This is a genomic window from Porcincola intestinalis, from assembly GCF_009696445.1.
In the GTDB taxonomy this organism is placed as follows: Bacteria; Bacillota; Clostridia; order Lachnospirales; family Lachnospiraceae; genus Porcincola; species Porcincola intestinalis.
Genome location: NZ_VULZ01000011.1, coordinates 71,827 through 88,295, shown reverse-complemented (window position 1 = coordinate 88,295; position 16,469 = coordinate 71,827). Strand labels below are relative to the sequence as shown.

Below are 16,469 nucleotides of genomic sequence, written 5' to 3'. Positions count from 1 at the left end.
ATATGTTTTATGAATTTGTGAAAATTGTTCACATGCCAAAAGCGATTGTGGTATAATATTGTCATCTAACAAATAAATGACAGGGGGTAGGGGTGATAGCGTGATGAAAAAAGAGATGATCGCAATGCTTCTTGCGGGCGGTCAGGGGTCACGCCTCGGCGTACTGACGGCGAAGGTTGCAAAGCCGGCTGTTACGTTCGGGGGAAAGTACCGGATCATCGATTTTCCGCTCAGCAACTGCATCAATTCGGGAATCGATACAGTCGGTGTTCTGACACAGTATCAGCCTCTGAGACTCAATACTCATATCGGCATCGGCATTCCATGGGATCTGGACCGCAATGAGGGCGGCGTCACAATTCTCCCGCCGTATGAGAAGGCGGGGAAGACGGAGTGGTATACAGGAACTGCGAATGCGATTTACCAGAATCTGGCTTACATGGAGCAGTATCATCCGGATTATGTGCTGATCTTATCCGGCGACCATATCTACAAGATGGATTATGAGGTGATGCTTGACTACCATAAATCGCATAACGCGGATGTGACAGTTGCCGTCATGCCGGTTCCGCAGGAGGATGCCTCCCGGTTTGGAATTGTGATTACGGACGGGAAGGGTAAAATCCAGGAATTTCAGGAGAAGCCGGAACATCCGAAGAGCAATCTGGCATCGATGGGCATCTATATCTTCAGCTGGCCGGTCCTGAGGGATGCGCTGGTGGCGCTGTCCGAGCAGGAAAACTGTGATTTCGGCAAGCATGTCATTCCATACTGCTTCAACAGCGGACGGAATCTGTGCGCATATGAATTCAATGGCTACTGGAAGGATGTCGGGACGCTCGGCTCGTACTGGGAAGCCAACATGGAGCTGATCGATATCGTGCCGGAATTCAATCTCTACGAGGAATTCTGGAAGATCTATACAAAGAACGACATCATTCCGCCGCAGTACATTTCGCCGGATGCGCGGCTGTACCGGTGCCTGATCGGGAACGGGACAGAGGTCAGCGGAGAGGTGACCAATTCCGTCATCGGCAACGGGGTCATGATCGGACGCGGAGCAAAGATCCGGGACTCCATCGTGATGCATGGCGCGGTGATCGAAGACGGGGCGGTCCTGGACAAGGCGATCGTTGCGGAGAATGCCCATATCGGACAGGGAGCGGTCATAGGCTGCGGAGACGCGGTACCGAACCGGGTGAAGCCGAAGATCTACGGCTATGGCCTTGCAGTTGTAGGGGAGGACACGGAGGTTCCCCCGAATGTGCGCATCGGGCGCAATACTGCTGTAACCGGCAGGACAGTTCCGGAGGATTACCCGGACGGACAGCTCGCCAGCGGCGGGATTCTGGATAAGGCAGGTGTTGTGTCATGAGAGCGGTAGGTATGATCCTTGCGGGCGGCAACAGCTACCGCATGAGGGAGTTATCCAACAAGAGAGCGATCGCGGCGATGCCGATTGCGGGCAGCTTCAGAAGCATTGACTTTGCACTCAGTTCAATGTCTAATTCGAGGATCCAGAAGGTAGCGGTCCTGACGCAGTATAATTCACGTTCCCTGAACGAGCATCTGAGCTCCTCCAAGTGGTGGGACTTCGGAAGAAAGCAGGGCGGGCTGTTTGTCTTTCCGCCGACCGTGACGGCAGACAACAGCTTCTGGTACAGAGGAACGGCGGATGCGCTTTACCAGAATCTGGATTTTTTGAAAAACTGCCATGAGCCGTATGTGGTGATTGCCTCAGGGGATGGGGTTTATAAGCTTGATTTTAACAAGGTGCTCGAGTATCATATCGCCAAGAAGGCGGATATCACGGTCGTGTGCAAGCAGCTCCCGCCGGGAGAAGACGTCTCCAGGTTCGGCGTCCTGAGGATGAATGAGAACTGCAGGATTGAGCAGTTTGAGGAAAAGCCGATGGCTTCCGACGCAAATACGATATCGTGCGGAATCTATGTGGTGCGGAGACGGCAGCTGATCGAGCTGATTGAGAAGAGTGCAGAGGAAGGGAGGTTTGATTTCGTCCGTGACATCCTGATCCGCTACAAGGGAGTCAGGAAGATCTTCGGGTATAAGATTGACAGCTACTGGAGCAACATTGCGTCAGTGGAATCTTATTTCCGGACGAACATGGATTTCCTGAAGAAGGAGGTCCGAGATTACTTCTTCCGGGAATACCCGGAAGTCCATTCAAAAGTCGATGATCTTCCGCCGGCGAAGTACAATCCGGGAAGCGAGGTAAAAAACAGTCTCATTTCCGCGGGATCGATCATCAATGGCGCTGTTGAAAATTCGATTTTATTCAGCAATGTATTTGTAGGAGAAAACTGTGTAATCAAGAACTCCATCGTGCTGAGCGATGTGTATCTTGGTGACAATGTTCATTTGGAAAACTGCATCGTGGAAAGTCGCGACACCATTCGCGCCAATACTTATTATAACGGAGATGATGGTATCAAGATCGTCATCGAGTCAGATGAACGTTACGTCCTATAATCAAAAGTAGGGATAGAAAGGCATGTCTGATAGGTGATTTGTATGACGATTACTGATGTAAGAGTAAGGAAGTTCTCCAAAGAAGGCAAGATGAAGGCTGTGGTTTCGATCACGATCGACGGCGAGTTCGTCGTCCATGACATCAAGGTGATCGAAGGCGAGAAGGGGCTGTTTATTGCGATGCCTTCCCGCAAGACTGCGGAGGGGGAGTACCGGGATATCGCGCATCCGATCAATTCCGAGACCCGCCAGCAGATGCAGGACATCATCCTGACCGAGTACGAGAAAGCCATTCAGACGACCGAAGAGTAGACCGGAATGTATTTCTGATGACGGATCCATCACAAACACAAACAGTAATAGATCTGTGAGATGAGCCGTGGGACAAGGGTCCTGCGGCTTTTCTTGCGAACGCCCAGGCGAGCTAGTATACTGGAAAACGACTGTCGGCGGGGCAGAACTGTACAGGCCGGAGATCCTGCGCAGCCGGATGCCTGCGAAAAGGTCTGATTCGCATCTGCGGCAGGAATGGATACCGATATCATGCATAGTCGTCTGCCCAAAGTGGCAGGGCTGTAAGGAGGGGGGTGCAGGAGATGCACCGGGAGGAAATGAGATGCTGAGAGCAATCGGCGCGCTGATCATGGCGGCCCTTTATCTGATTGTGACACTGCCGTATCTGGGAATTCTGGGACTGCTCAGGAAAAAGTGGCCGACGCTCGGCGACCGGACAAGCTTCCGGATGGTGCAGTTCGGCTTCCGGATGGTAAAGCTGCCCTGCGGGATCAGGCTGGATACCTGCGGACTTGAAAATATTCCGAAGGACAGGCCGGTGCTGTTTGTCGGGAACCACAGGAGTTATTTTGATGTGATCCTGACCTATCCGCAGCTGCCGCCGATCACGGCGTTCGTGGCCAAGAGCGACTTTGAGAAGGTGCCGATCCTGCCGATCTGGATGAAACGGCTGTACTGCGAGTTTCTCGTAAAGGATGACATCAGACAGAACCTTGAGAGCATTGTGAGGGCAATCGGAACCGTGAAGAAGGGTGTCTCGATGTTCATCTTCCCGGAGGGGAAGCGGAACACCGGCGATGATGAGCGGGAGCTTCTGCCATTTCATGAGGGTTCATTCAAGATCGTGACCAAGACGAAGTGCGCGATCGTGCCGGTAGCCATCTGCGGGACGAGAGATCTCTTTGAGAATCATTTCCCGAAGGTGAAAGGCGGGCATGTCATCATCGAATACGGAAAACCGATTGAGACAGCCGGTATGTCCCGGGAGGAGCTGAAGGGGATCGGCGCAAAGACCCGGGAGATCGTTCAGGAGATGGTCGTGAAGAACCATGACAGGCTTTGAATCCTGGAAGGCCCGGCAGGAGAAGGCACGATTCAGAAAGTCTTAAGTCTTTCTTCAGGGATCGTGCCGGGAAGATTTGTTAATATATATTTATGATTACACGTCGTGCCGGACTTTTGACACGATGATCATGGGATAGTCTGATGGAAGGGAGTGCGGGATGTACAATATTCTTGTCTGCGACGATGAGAAGGAGATCACGGATGCGATCGAGATCTACCTCAGCCAGGAAGGCTACAGGGTGCTGAAGGCTTACAACGGGAAGCAGGCGCTGGAGATCATGAAGAAGGAAGAGATCCATCTTCTGATCATTGATCTGATGATGCCGGAGATGGACGGCATTCATGCGATCCTGGAGATCCGGAAGACATCCAGCATTCCGATTATCGTGCTGTCGGCGAAGTCCCAGGATGCTGACAAGATTCTCGGCCTGAATGTCGGGGCGGACGATTATGTCACAAAGCCGTTCAACCCGCTGGAGCTTGTCGCGCGCGTCAAGAGTCAGATGCGACGGTATACGGCGCTGGGAAACATCGCAGAGAACGTCTCAGAGGAGGAGAATGTCTTCCACTCCGGCGGACTGGTCATTGACGACAACAAGAAGGAAGTGACGGTGGACGGAGAGCCGATCCGTCTGACCCGGATTGAGTACAACATCCTGCTGTTTCTACTGCAGAACAAGGGAAAGGTGTTCTCCATCGAGCAGATCTACGAGAAGATCTGGAAGGAGGAGGCATTCTGCGCAGACAATACGGTGACCGTGCATATCCGCCATATCCGGGAGAAGATCGAGATCGATCCGAAGAACCCGAAGTACCTGAAGGTGATGTGGGGAATCGGCTACAAGGTGGAGGACCTGGATTCCTGAAGGTAGACAGCGCAGAGGGCGGAAGCAGAGGCTGCCCGGGGATGCGGGCCGCCTCCGGACAGCTGCAGGCGCAGGGCGGACAAACAGAAAGATGCGATTCATGAAGAAAAAAGCGGGTAAGAGCAGCAAGACCAGAGCAGCGGACAGAAAACAGAACAGCAGACAGTTCAGCATGGGCCTGAAGACGGGAATTGCCTGCCTTCAGGCCTTGTGCGTTGCGATCATCACGGTCTGCACGCTGACAGTAGGCTACTGGACGGACAATACGTATAACCTGGCAGAGCTGGGGAGACCCTTCGAGGAGACGTCCATCTTTCTGAATGATGTGGAGCGGATTGTCCGCGCAAAGATCGACTGTACGAGAAATGAAGTCCTGTTCGAGACCGGCGGCGAGGAGGATCTCAGCAAAAAGATCGATATCCGCCAGTATGTGGCGGGCGTCAGCGATACGGCCAATCAGAATGAGAATACGACCTATCTGCTCTCGGACCTGATCAATTTCTACCCGAATACCGGGGCGCTCGAGGAGATCGTCGAGAAGCTGGACAACTCGGAAAACCCGTCGGATGCCTCATTTGACAACCTGGCATCCCTTGCATCCGGGATGGAGAAGATCCTTCCTGTGTCAGGCAGCACGCTCGCGGACACGGCGAAGCTGTCCGGGAGTCCGTACACGAAGCTGTCTGAGTACTACAGCGATCTGTGCCAGACAAGTGCGGACCTGTACAGACGGTACCAGAGCTATACGGCCGAGCACAGTAACCCGAAGGGGGAGGCGCACCAGAAGGCGCCGGGGAACATCTGCTATTTTGCGGAGAACACGACCACCAAGGCGTACTATACGAATCTGGATGCGAGAAGCTGCTCGGAGGCGAAGAGTCTGATCGCAAAGTCGGATGATCTGAAGTTTCTGTTCGAGGGGGTCCGGACGATGAACATCATGGTTGCGGACACGGAGCATTCCCTGAACAAGACAGTTACATCGAAGTTTATCGATACAGTGTTCCTGGGATCAAATGAACGGATTGTCATCGCCTACGAGCCGGGATATCCGGTCGGGGACACCCTGCATCAGGACTACCTGGCGTATCAGAGCCGCAGACCGGTTGCGGTCGGCGCTGTCGTCCTGGGTATGCTGTCCGCTCTGTGCCTGCTGGCACTGCTGGTGCTCGGAGGAATGGTGACTGGCAGGAGGGATTCGGAAACACTGGAGCAGGAGGGCTGGTTTGACCGGATTCCGACGGAAATCGCGGCCGGAATGCTGCTCGGCGTGGTTATGATCTGGTACTGGGTGATGCAGCGTCTGAAGGGAACGATGTTTTTCCCGGCGGATCACCTGAAAAGCTGGTATGTTGTGCTGACCGTGACGGAGTATCTGCTCGGTGTGAGCGGACTCTACAGCATCATCAGGAGACGCCGGCATCAGACATTTGCGACCAACTCTGTCATCTACACAGTCGTCCATGTCAGTCAGCAGGTGATCAATGCCCGCGTGACATCCGGAAAGCTTCTGATGGTCTACTCCCTCTTTATTGCCGCGAACTTCCTGTTTTTGCGCGTCTTCGGCACCATCGGCATCGTTATAGTCCTAGTGCTGGACATGGGCCTGATTCTATACCTGATGCGGGATCAGGTCGGCAAGCTCAGCGTCCGGCAGGGACTCAGGGAGATTTCGAAGGGCAGGCTGGACTACAAGATCGACACGCACGGGCTGACCGGGGACAGCCTGGAGATGGCAAGAGCGGTTAACGAGATGGGGGACGGCCTTCAGGAGGCCGTCGACTCCATTGTGAAAAATGAGCGCCTGAAGGCGGAGCTGATCACGAATGTGTCCCACGACCTGAAGACACCGCTGACCTCTGTGATCAACTATGTGGATCTGCTGAAACGGCTGGATCTGAAGGATGAGCGGGCGAAGGAGTACATCGATGTCCTGGACCATAAATCCCAGCGTCTCAAGTCGCTGATCTCGGACCTGATCGATGCCAGCAAGATCAGTTCGGGCAACATTGAGCTGGATATGCAGCCGCTTGATCTGAGGTCGATGCTGATGATGGCGGAGGGTGAGTTTGAGGAGCGGTTAGAGGATGCGAAGCTGACGGTCCGGATGTCGCTTCCGGAGAGTGCGGAGATGATTTCTGCGGACGGCTCCCAGCTGTACCGGGTGCTGGACAATCTCTTTTCCAATACGGCGAAGTATGCAAAGGAGGGGACGGAGGTCCGCCTCACGATGACGCAGGAGGACGGGTATGTACAGGTGCTGCTTTCCAATACCTCCCGCGACTATCTGGAGAAGAGCGGAGACGAGCTCCTCGAGCGGTTTGTCCGGGGCGACCAGGCAAGGAGCAGCTCGGAGGGCTCGGGCCTCGGACTTTCCATCGCAAAGAACCTGACGGAGCTTATGGGCGGACAGTTCGGCGTAAAAGCCTGCGGCTATACGTTTGAAACCTCACTCAGGTTTCCGGTGCTTTCCGAGTCCGGCTCGTAACTTCAGGCTCCGCGCCGGAGACATGGCCGGCAGCGCCGACACCTGTGTCGGAGGCCTGGCTGGCAGTACCGGCATCTGTGTCGGAGGCCCGGCTGGCAGCGCCGGCACTTGTGTCGGAGGCCTGGCTGGCAGTACCGGCATCTGTGTCGGAGGCCCGGCTGGCAGCGCCGGCACCTGCGCCGGAGAGCCGGTTCGCAGCACCGGTACCGGTGGCGGCGTTTTCGTGAAAGTTTGGTGAATTCTGCCGCATTTGCCTTGCAGATAAATTTAATTGTGCTATCGTGATTACAGTCGCTTCGGCCCGGATGTACCCTGGACGCGGGATGCTTCCGGGCGGGGCAATACGATCTGCAAGGAGTGGGAGATTTTGAGAAATTCGAACTGGCGGGAGCGCTTTCAGAACTTTATGGAGGGACGGTACGGGCAGGACGAGCTGTCTCATTTTCTGCTCGTCGTGACTCTGATTGTCATCATCATCAATTTCTTCACGCACTCAGCCTTTCTTGGGATTGTCGCCGGGCTTCTTCTGGTCTGGGTGTACGTCCGGATGCTTTCAAAGGACACCGCGAGGAGAGCAGAGGAAAACAGGCGCTATCTGGATGTGAAGGACAGGGTAGTTTCATTTTTCAAAGGATTCGGAAGCCGGAGCGGGCATGATTCCTCCGCACAGGCGGATTTCCGCATCTACCGCTGCCCGAAGTGCGGACAGAAGATCCGCATTCCTAAGGGACACGGCATGGTGGAGATTACCTGTCCGAAGTGCAGAACAAGGTTCCGCAAGCGTACCTGAGAGGGGACGCTGCGGAACCGCTTTTGTATCAAAAACCGGAAGGCGGAAGGGCGGCGGGATGAATGTTTGGGTATATCACATTGAACAAGCCGGAGATGAAGGTGAAGAACCTGGAAGTTTATCAGGCCTGCTACTGCGGCCTGTGTCATGAGCTCCAGCACCGCTTCGGCGTGAAGGCGCAGCTGCTGCTGAGCTACGACTGTACGTTTCTGATTCTGCTTCTGGACGGAGTCTATGAGCCGGAGGAGGCGGAGCGGTCTGTCCGGTGCCTTCGTCATCCGATCGTCCGCCACCGGGAGACAGTCAGCCGGTTCACCCCGTACGCAGCGGACATGAATGTTCTGCTGGGATACCTGAAGGCGGCGGATGACTGGAAGGACGAAAGGAAACCCGCAGCGCGTCTGATGCTCCGGGCGTATGCCAAGGATTACCGGAAGCTGAAAAGTCTCTGGCCAAGGCAGGAGAAGGCAATCCGGAAGGCGGTGGCAGATCTCGGCAGGCTGGAGAGTGTGCCGGTTCCGGAGGAGAAGGACGAGATTCTTCGGCGGCTCGATCAGGCAGCCGCCTGTACAGGCCGCTTCCTTGCGGAGGTCTGTGCCCCGCGGAACGACCTGTGGGCGGAGGATCTGCGGGGCACAGGGTTTTACCTCGGCAAGTTTATATACATCCTGGATGCCTGGGATGACAGGGAAAAGGATCGGAAGAGCGGGAGCTATAACCTGCTGGCAGCGCTGGAGGCGGCGGAGCCGGAGCACGCAGAGGAGATTGTGAAGGAAGTCCTGTGCGACATGGCAGCCAGGTGCTGCAGAAGCTTTGAGCGGCTTCCGATCGTGAAGAATGTGGAGATTCTCCGAAATATTCTGTATTCCGGAATCTGGGTGAGGTTCAATGAGAGATCCGTATGAAGTGCTGGGGGTTCCGAGGGGAGCCTCCGATGATGAGATCAAGAAAGCGTACCGGAAGCTGAGCCGGAAGTACCACCCGGATGCCAACATCAACAATCCGGATAAGGCATCTGCCGAGGAGCGGTTCAAGGAGGTCCAGCAGGCCTACAAGCAGATCCAGGACGAGAAGAGCGGACGCTTCGGGTATGGCGGGACAGGCTCAACAGGCGGCTACAGCTATGGCGGCGGGCCTTTCGGCGGCGCAGCAGGCAGCTACGGCCCGTTTGGCGGCTTCGGCGGATTTGGCGGCTTCGGCGGTCAGAGCGCCGCAGGGCAGGAGGATGAGGGAGACATCCGGCTGCGGGCGGCCTCCAACTACATCGGGAGCCGGCATTTCCGGGAAGCGCTCAATACGCTGGACTCGATTCCGGAGGCCTCCCGCACCGCACAGTGGTATTTCCTGAGCGCGCTGGCCAACTCAGGAGCTGGCAACAATGTGACGGCCAGACAGATGGCGGACCGGGCGGTCTCGATGGAGCCGTCCAATGCACAGTACCAGCAGCTGAAGCAGCAGCTTGACAGCGGCTCAGCCTGGTACAGAGGCATGGGGGATTTCTACGGGACACCGATGGATTCGGCAGGGGACGTGTGCTCCAATGCCTGTCTGACAAGCGCATTGTGCAGTGTCTGCGGACCGGGAGTCTTCTGCTGCATCTGAGTGAAAAACAGTTTCAGCCGGACAGGGAGAGCAGTGTATGGACAGCCTTACGCTGATGGAAGCGACAATCAGACAGATTCGCCCGCCGCAGGACGCGTTCCGCAGACGCTGCCAGGCGCGCTGGGACAGCCTCTGCAAACCGATTCACGGGCTTGGAGCCCTGGAGGATCTGGTATCGCAGATCGGCGCAATCCAGCAGACGGAGCAGCCGGACATCAGCAAAGCGGAGATCGTGATCATGGGCGCCGATAACGGTGTTGTCGCGGAGGGCGTCAGTCAGTGCGGCAGCGAGGTGACGGCGCAGGTGCTGCGGAACATGGCAAGGGGGGACAGCACCGTTTGCCAGATGGCGCGGTTCCGGCAGGCGGAGGTGATTGCGGTCGATATCGGGCTGAACGAGCCGGCCGAAAGCCCCGGTGTCCTGAACCGGGCTGTCCGGAGAGGAAGCGGCGACATCCGTACAGGACCGGCCATGAGCAGGCAGGAGACCCTTCAGGCAATCGGAGAGGGGATCCGGATCGTGCAAAAGCGGAAGGCGCAGGGATGTCAGATCCTGATTCCCGGGGAAATGGGAATCGGCAACACGACAACGAGTGCGGCCTGTGTCTGCGCTTACTTTGACAAAGAGCCGGAGGAAATCGCAGGGCCGGGCGCCGGCCTGACGAAGGAAGGCGTCCGGCATAAGGCGGAGGTGATCCGGGACGCGCTGCGCGTCAACCGTCCGGACCGGGGGGACGTTCTCGATGTTCTTTCGAAAGTAGGGGGGCTGGACATCGCCGGAATGACCGGGCTGTTCCTCGGAAGCGCGGCAGAAGGGATTCCGGCGATCATTGACGGGCTCAGCGCCGCGCTCTCTGCCTATATCGCCGTAAGACTGGCTGGCCCGGTGAGGGATTATCTGATCCCGGGGCATCTGGGAACGGAGCCGGGAGACCGGATCCTGATGGAAGCGCTGGGGCTTGCTCCGCCTCTCCGCCTCGGGATGCACCTCGGAGAAGGAAGCGGGGCGGCGCTCCTCCTTCCGCTTCTGGATGAGGCTCTTTATGTATACCGGAATCTGCCTCATTTCGGGAAATGTGGGATTGAAGCTTATAAACCGCTTTGCTGAGTGCTATACTGTATATAGACCAGTCACAACGCATCCCTCTATAGAAAGGTGTGAGCAGTTATGGCAGAAAACAGTATTATCGCCATTGGAAGACAGTTTGGTTCAGGCGGACATGAGGTCGGAAGACGCATCGCGGCGGAGCTCGGGCTGAAGCTTTACGACAAGGAGCTGCTGAAGACGGTCGCGGAACAGAGCAATATCTGCGAGCAGGTTTTACAGGACTACGATGAAAAACCGACGAACAGTCTGCTTTACTCCATCGTGATGGATGTCTATCCGTCCATGAACTATGTGGGAAATACCCTCAGCCAGCAGGTTTACCAGGCACAGTACGAAACGATCCGGCGGCTGGGAGAGAAGGGGGGCTGCGTGATCGTCGGCCGCGCGGCAGACTATATCCTTCGCGATAACCCGAGGCTGACTTCTGTCTTCATTCACTCCAGCATGCGATTCAGGCTTGACAGGGTGATGGAGTTCGAGCATATTGATGAGAACAAGGCGAAGGACATGATCCTCAAGGCGGATAAGAAGAGGGCATCCTTCTATAACTTTCAGACGGAAAAGAAGTGGGGAGCGGCATCCAGCTACAATCTGTCGCTCGACACAAGCGACATTGGCATTGACGGCTGCGTCAGGATGATTGAGCTGTATCTTGAGCAGAAGAAAAAAGGCCAGCACAAATCACAGAACTGAGGACCCGGGAGGGCTGCAGCAGCCGGCATCCGCACAGCCGCATCAGCATCAGGGCGCTCAGCCGGAGGTAATATATGAACGATGACCGCAGAAAGCAGGGACCGGCGAACGGACAGGGAAACAACCACGGATCGATCCTTGCATTTCTCATTGTAACTTTTATCACGCTCGGCATCATGAGTCTGGTGAACCGGGCGATGACGAGCACAACAACCAAGGAGATCACGTACGACCAGTTCCTCGACCTTCTGGACAACAACCTGGTTGAATCGGTAACGGTCGATACGAACAAGCTGGAGATCGTCACAAAGAAGGATCAGCCGCTTGCCAGCCAGGGCATCGAGGTGACCTACTATACAGGCCGCATGGATGACGACAAGCTGGTCGACCGGCTGCAGAAGGCAGGCGTGGAGTTCAAGGAGGAGATTCCGGACAATACGACCAGCCTGATTCTGAATGTGCTTCTTTCATTTGCACCGCTGGTTCTGATCTGGGTTCTGATGGGCGTCCTGCTCCGCAGAATGAACAGCAGCACCGGCATGATGGGCGTTGGCAAGAGCCGCGCCAAGATGTATATGCAGAATGAGACCGGCGTGACGTTCAAGGATGTCGCCGGCGAGGATGAGGCCAAGGAGTCTTTGCAGGAAGCAGTCGACTTTCTCGAGCATCCGGAACGGTATGCGGAGATCGGCGCAAAGCTCCCGAAGGGCGCTCTTCTGGTCGGTCCTCCAGGAACCGGCAAGACGCTTCTGGCAAAGGCGGTTGCCGGGGAGGCGAAGGTCCCGTTCTTCTCCCTGACCGGATCAGATTTTGTGGAGATGTTCGTCGGTGTCGGCGCATCCCGTGTCCGCGACCTGTTCGATGAGGCCAAGAAGAACGCGCCGTGCATCATCTTTATCGATGAGATTGATGCCATCGGAAAGAGCAGAAACGCCGGCGGCTACGGCGGCAATGACGAGCGGGAACAGACGCTGAACCAGCTGCTGTCCGAGATGGACGGCTTCGATTCCTCCAAGGGAATTCTGATCCTGGCGGCGACCAACCGCCCGGAGGTACTGGATCAGGCCCTGCTGCGTCCGGGCAGATTCGACCGACGCGTCATCGTTGACAAGCCGGATCTGGAGGGACGGATTCAGATTCTGAAGGTTCACGCAAAGAACGTGAAGATGGACGAGACGGTCGATTTCCGCGAGGTGGCGCTTGCAACCTCCGGTGCAGTCGGCGCGGATCTGGCGAACATGATCAATGAGGCAGCCATCCTGGCGGTCCGGAACCACAGGCAGGCGGTCAGTCAGAAGGATCTGCTGGATTCCGTCGAGGTCGTCCTTGTCGGAAAGGAGAAGAAGAGCCGCGTTCTCAGCAAGGAGGAGCGGAAGATCGTATCCTACCATGAGGTCGGACATGCGTTGGTGTCTGCGATTCAGAAGCATTCGGAGCCGGTGCAGAAGATTACGATTGTCCCGAGAACCATGGGAGCGCTCGGCTATGTCATGAATGTTCCGGAGGAGGAGAAGTACCTCAACTCCGAGGAGGAGATCCGGGCCATGCTTGTGGAATTCACAGCAGGGCGTGTGGCGGAGGAGCTCGTTTTCGGCTCCATCACAACAGGCGCTTCCAACGATATCGAGAAGGCAACCCGGATCGCCCGGGCGATGGTGACCCAGTACGGCATGAGCAAACGGTTCGGCTTCGTACAGCTGGAGAGCCAGACATCCCAGTACCTGGATGACGGCCGGCGCGTGATGAATTGTTCTGAGCAGACTGCCGCAGAGGTGGATGAGGAAGTCATGACCATCATGAAGCAGTCTTACGAACAGGCAAGGAAGATCCTGACGGAGCACAGAAAGGCGCTTGATCAGATCGCCGCGTTCCTGATTGAGAAGGAGACCATCACCGGGAAGGAGTTCATGGATATCCTGGCGAAGGTTGAACAGCCGGACAACACAGCGGGTTCAGAGAGTACAGAAAAAACAGAAGCCTGAAAGCTGAAGGATGAGGGAAGGAAGCCCAAGTCAGGGTTCGGACCGTCCGGAGCAGCCGGATCAGGAAGCTTGACAAGAATAGCCCCGGGGCTGTAAGATGCAGTCCCGGGGCATGTGTATATGTGAATAGTGAATATTGTCATGCTGACCGGGGAAATTGATATCCGTGCAAATATGTCCGGACGGCGCAGGCGTCCGCAGAGCTTACGGTGAAACAGATGAAGATGATCAGGAAACTGAAAACATACAAGCATGCACTGTGGTTTCTTCTGTACAGTGCCTTTTATATGACAGCGTTCAGTGCCGTGGAGAAGGCGGGACATGTTCATTATCATGTGATTCACACCTGGCTGGATGAGCAGATCCCGTTCTGCAGATTTTTTATCATACCCTACTTTCTGTGGTTCGGCTTCATCGGCGCGGCCGTCACATGGTTTATCATGTGCTGTAAAAACAGGGATGAGTACTATAAGCTGATCACGATGCTGATGATGGGGATGACCATTTTTATCGTTGTCTCTGTTGTCTATCCGAACAGGCTGGATCTGAGACCAGCCCAGGTAGAGGGGAATGATATCTTTGCCATCCTCTGCAGATATCTTTACAGGACCGATACCCCGACGAACGTGCTGCCGAGTATCCATGTGTACAACTCCATGGCAGTCTGCTACGCGGTCAATGCGAACGAGACACTGAGAAGGAAGAAGTGGGTGATTGCGGGCACAGATGTCCTGACGCTTCTGATCGTGCTGTCCACCATGTTTCTCAAGCAGCATTCCGTCATTGACGTCACGACGGGGATGGTCATGAGCGTTGTGCTCCAGGTGATCTGCGATCATATATTCGAGACAGAACCGGAGCGTGCGGGTGCAGATGCCCGGATTTATTCTTCAAAACAGGGAGAGTCAGGCTCGCGGGCCTGAATCATGAGCATGTCGAAAGGCCTTTCCACCAGACTCCGCATTCGCCGGAGAGGCGGAAGGGCCTTTTTATTTCAGTATCCGTGCCATGGCCGGCAGGTGGCTGCGTATGAATGACAGGATGGGTTATGGAAAATGAATTTCATTTTGATCTGAAGGAGGAGCTGAGGAAGCTTCCTGAGAAACCGGGCGTCTACATCATGCACGACCATACCGATGCGATTCTGTATGTCGGGAAAGCGGTCAATCTCAGGCGCCGGGTCCATCAGTATTTTGTAAAAAAGCTCAATCGCGGACCGAAGATTGAGTATATGGTCACGAAGATCGCGTATTTTGAGTACATCGTGACCGACTCCGAACTGGAGGCGCTGATTCTCGAGAACAACCTGATCAAGGAGCACCGGCCAAAGTACAATACGCTTCTGAAGGATGACAAGACATACCCGTACATTAAGGTGACGGTTGGGGAGACTTACCCCCGGGTGCTGTTTACAAGAAAACTCAAGAAGGATGGGTCCAGGTACTTCGGTCCCTTCAAGAGCGCCGGGGCGGTCCGGGACACGATCGAGCTGATACGGAAGCTGTTTCAGATTCGAGACTGTACACGGAATCTGCCGAGGGATCAGGGGAAGGAGCGGCCGTGTCTGAACTATCAGATCGGCCAGTGCAAGGCGCCCTGCCAGGGGTATGTCTCCGAGGAGGAATACCGCAAAAAGGTGGACGAGGCGGTCAGCTTCCTGGGCGGGAGCTACAAGCCGGTGGTCCGGCTTCTGACAGCGCGGATGGAGAAGGCATCGTCCGAGCTTGATTTTGAGCAGGCGGCAGAGTGGCGGGACCTACGCGCCAGCGTCCTCCAGGTATCCGAGAAGCAGAAGATGGAGTCGGAGGATGGAAATGACCGGGATGTGATCGCGATGGCGGCCGACGGGACGGAGGCGGTGGTCTCCGTGTTCTATGTCCGCGGCGGGCGGGTCATCGGGAGGGACCATCAGTTCCTCCATATCGGACTGGACGAGGACAGAAAGGAAATTCTTTCAGATTTTGTCCGTCAGTTCTATGCCGGAAACATGATGCTTCCGTCCGAGGTGATGCTGGAGACGGAGATCAGCGACCGGGCGCTCCTTGAAAAGTGGATGAGTCAAAGGAAAGGCCGGGCGGTCCACATCAGGGTTCCGCTTAGAGGCGCCAAGGAAAAGCTGGTTGCGATGGCCAGGGAAAACTCTGAGATCGTCCTCAGGCAGGACCGCGAGCGGATCAGACAGCAGGAGGGACGCACGATCGGCGCCATGCAGGAGATTGCCACGCTGCTTGGGATCAGCCACATCAGCCGGGTCGAGGCGTACGATATCTCCAACACAAGCGGGGTGGAATCGGTCGGCTCGATGGTTGTCTTTGAGAAGGGGATGCCGAAGCCGGGCGATTACCGGAAGTTCCGGATCAGGACAGTGCAGGGGCCTGATGACTATGCCTCGCTGAAGGAGGTTCTGACCCGGCGGTTCACACACGGGCTTGAGGAGACAGCACAGCTGAAGGAAAAGGGAATGGATCCGAAACTCGGCAGCTTCTCGGTGTTCCCGGATCTGGTCATGATGGATGGCGGACGCGGGCAGGTGAACATCGCGGAGAATGTTCTGCGGGAGCTGGGGCTGCCGATCCCTGTCTGCGGAATGGTCAAGGATGACTACCACAGGACCAGGGGACTCTATTTTCGGAATGTCGAGCTGCCGATCGACACCCACTCGGAGGGGTTCAAGCTGATCACACGGATCCAGGATGAGGCGCACCGCTTTGCCATCGAGTACCATCGCTCACTTCGCTCAAAGGCGCAGACCCATTCTGTGCTGGACGAGATCAAGGGGATCGGGCCGGCAAGACGCAAGGCGCTGCTCCGTGCGTTCGGGTCCGCGGAGGCTGTGCGGGATGCCGGACTTGACCAGCTTGCCCATGCGCCCTCGATGGATGCCAGAAGCGCAAGGAGTGTCTGGGATTTCTTTCATCCGGCAGAATCTGCAGAAAAAGCAGATGCAGATGGCAGTCTTTTTCTATCCGGGCAGTTGCCCGGACAGGACGGACGTGATAAGATAAATTGATTTACATGTTTAAACTTCAGTGCATTTCTGTATATTCTGCGGAGTGGTTCGGCGGGTGCAGGCGGAGCGATTGCTGTGTCT

General features: G+C 55.9%; 15 protein-coding genes. All 15 read left to right on the top strand.

Annotated elements, in window-relative coordinates; genetic code table 11:
- Nucleotides 1-100: 100 nt before the first annotated feature.
- The 15 genes from FYJ35_RS10525 to uvrC all read left to right on the top strand — a co-directional run bounded on the left by FYJ35_RS10525 (nucleotide 101) and on the right by uvrC (nucleotide 16,388).
- Nucleotides 101-1,375: a glucose-1-phosphate adenylyltransferase gene (locus tag FYJ35_RS10525; RefSeq protein ID WP_277067914.1), complete on the top strand. Its 1,275-nt coding sequence runs from the start codon at nucleotides 101-103 to the stop codon at nucleotides 1,373-1,375.
- Nucleotides 1,372-2,490 carry a glucose-1-phosphate adenylyltransferase subunit GlgD gene (gene glgD / locus FYJ35_RS10520; RefSeq protein ID WP_154526299.1) on the top strand — a complete coding sequence of 373 codons (1,119 nt, stop codon included), beginning with the start codon at nucleotides 1,372-1,374 and terminating at the stop codon, nucleotides 2,488-2,490. Before FYJ35_RS10525 ends, glgD begins: the two co-directional genes overlap by 4 nt.
- A gap of 42 nt (nucleotides 2,491-2,532) precedes the next feature.
- Nucleotides 2,533-2,802, top strand: a complete 270-nt coding sequence (spoVG, locus tag FYJ35_RS10515; protein ID WP_154526297.1) for a septation regulator SpoVG — start codon at nucleotides 2,533-2,535, stop codon at nucleotides 2,800-2,802.
- 304 nt (nucleotides 2,803-3,106) lie between these two features.
- Nucleotides 3,107-3,847, top strand: coding sequence for a lysophospholipid acyltransferase family protein (locus FYJ35_RS10510; RefSeq protein WP_154526295.1), 741 nt, complete (start codon nucleotides 3,107-3,109; stop codon nucleotides 3,845-3,847).
- Between the two features lie 160 nt (nucleotides 3,848-4,007).
- A complete protein-coding gene (locus FYJ35_RS10505) occupies nucleotides 4,008-4,715 on the top strand; it encodes a response regulator transcription factor (RefSeq protein WP_154526293.1) in 708 nt (235 codons plus the stop codon).
- 100 nt (nucleotides 4,716-4,815) lie between these two features.
- Nucleotides 4,816-7,203 (top strand): sensor histidine kinase, encoded by a 2,388-nt coding sequence (locus FYJ35_RS10500; protein WP_205839806.1) that lies wholly within the window; start codon nucleotides 4,816-4,818, stop codon nucleotides 7,201-7,203.
- Nucleotides 7,204-7,247: 44 nt separating this feature from the next.
- The gene (locus tag FYJ35_RS10495; RefSeq protein WP_154526289.1) at nucleotides 7,248-7,430 is read left to right on the top strand and encodes a hypothetical protein; all 183 of its coding nucleotides are present in this window, start codon (nucleotides 7,248-7,250) and stop codon (nucleotides 7,428-7,430) included.
- A gap of 140 nt (nucleotides 7,431-7,570) precedes the next feature.
- The gene (locus FYJ35_RS10490) at nucleotides 7,571-7,993 is read left to right on the top strand and encodes a hypothetical protein (protein WP_154526287.1); all 423 of its coding nucleotides are present in this window, start codon (nucleotides 7,571-7,573) and stop codon (nucleotides 7,991-7,993) included.
- 62 nt (nucleotides 7,994-8,055) lie between these two features.
- Nucleotides 8,056-8,898 carry a DUF5685 family protein gene (locus FYJ35_RS10485; RefSeq protein ID WP_154526285.1) on the top strand — a complete coding sequence of 281 codons (843 nt, stop codon included), beginning with the start codon at nucleotides 8,056-8,058 and terminating at the stop codon, nucleotides 8,896-8,898.
- Nucleotides 8,882-9,595, top strand: a complete 714-nt coding sequence (locus FYJ35_RS10480; protein WP_154526283.1) for a DnaJ domain-containing protein — start codon at nucleotides 8,882-8,884, stop codon at nucleotides 9,593-9,595. The genes FYJ35_RS10485 and FYJ35_RS10480 overlap by 17 nt, the downstream gene beginning before the upstream one ends.
- Before the next feature lie 37 nt (nucleotides 9,596-9,632).
- Nucleotides 9,633-10,703 carry a nicotinate-nucleotide--dimethylbenzimidazole phosphoribosyltransferase gene (gene cobT / locus FYJ35_RS10475; RefSeq protein WP_154526281.1) on the top strand — a complete coding sequence of 357 codons (1,071 nt, stop codon included), beginning with the start codon at nucleotides 9,633-9,635 and terminating at the stop codon, nucleotides 10,701-10,703.
- A gap of 60 nt (nucleotides 10,704-10,763) precedes the next feature.
- Nucleotides 10,764-11,396 (top strand): cytidylate kinase-like family protein, encoded by a 633-nt coding sequence (locus FYJ35_RS10470; protein ID WP_154526279.1) that lies wholly within the window; start codon nucleotides 10,764-10,766, stop codon nucleotides 11,394-11,396.
- Nucleotides 11,397-11,470: 74 nt separating this feature from the next.
- Nucleotides 11,471-13,378 (top strand): ATP-dependent zinc metalloprotease FtsH, encoded by a 1,908-nt coding sequence (gene ftsH / locus FYJ35_RS10465; RefSeq protein ID WP_154526277.1) that lies wholly within the window; start codon nucleotides 11,471-11,473, stop codon nucleotides 13,376-13,378.
- Between the two features lie 218 nt (nucleotides 13,379-13,596).
- On the top strand, nucleotides 13,597-14,301 hold the full coding sequence (locus FYJ35_RS10460; RefSeq protein WP_205839805.1) for a phosphatase PAP2 family protein: 705 nt from the start codon (nucleotides 13,597-13,599) through the stop codon (nucleotides 14,299-14,301).
- Between the two features lie 125 nt (nucleotides 14,302-14,426).
- The gene (uvrC, locus tag FYJ35_RS10455; protein WP_154526273.1) at nucleotides 14,427-16,388 is read left to right on the top strand and encodes an excinuclease ABC subunit UvrC; all 1,962 of its coding nucleotides are present in this window, start codon (nucleotides 14,427-14,429) and stop codon (nucleotides 16,386-16,388) included.
- Nucleotides 16,389-16,469: the final 81 nt, after the last annotated feature.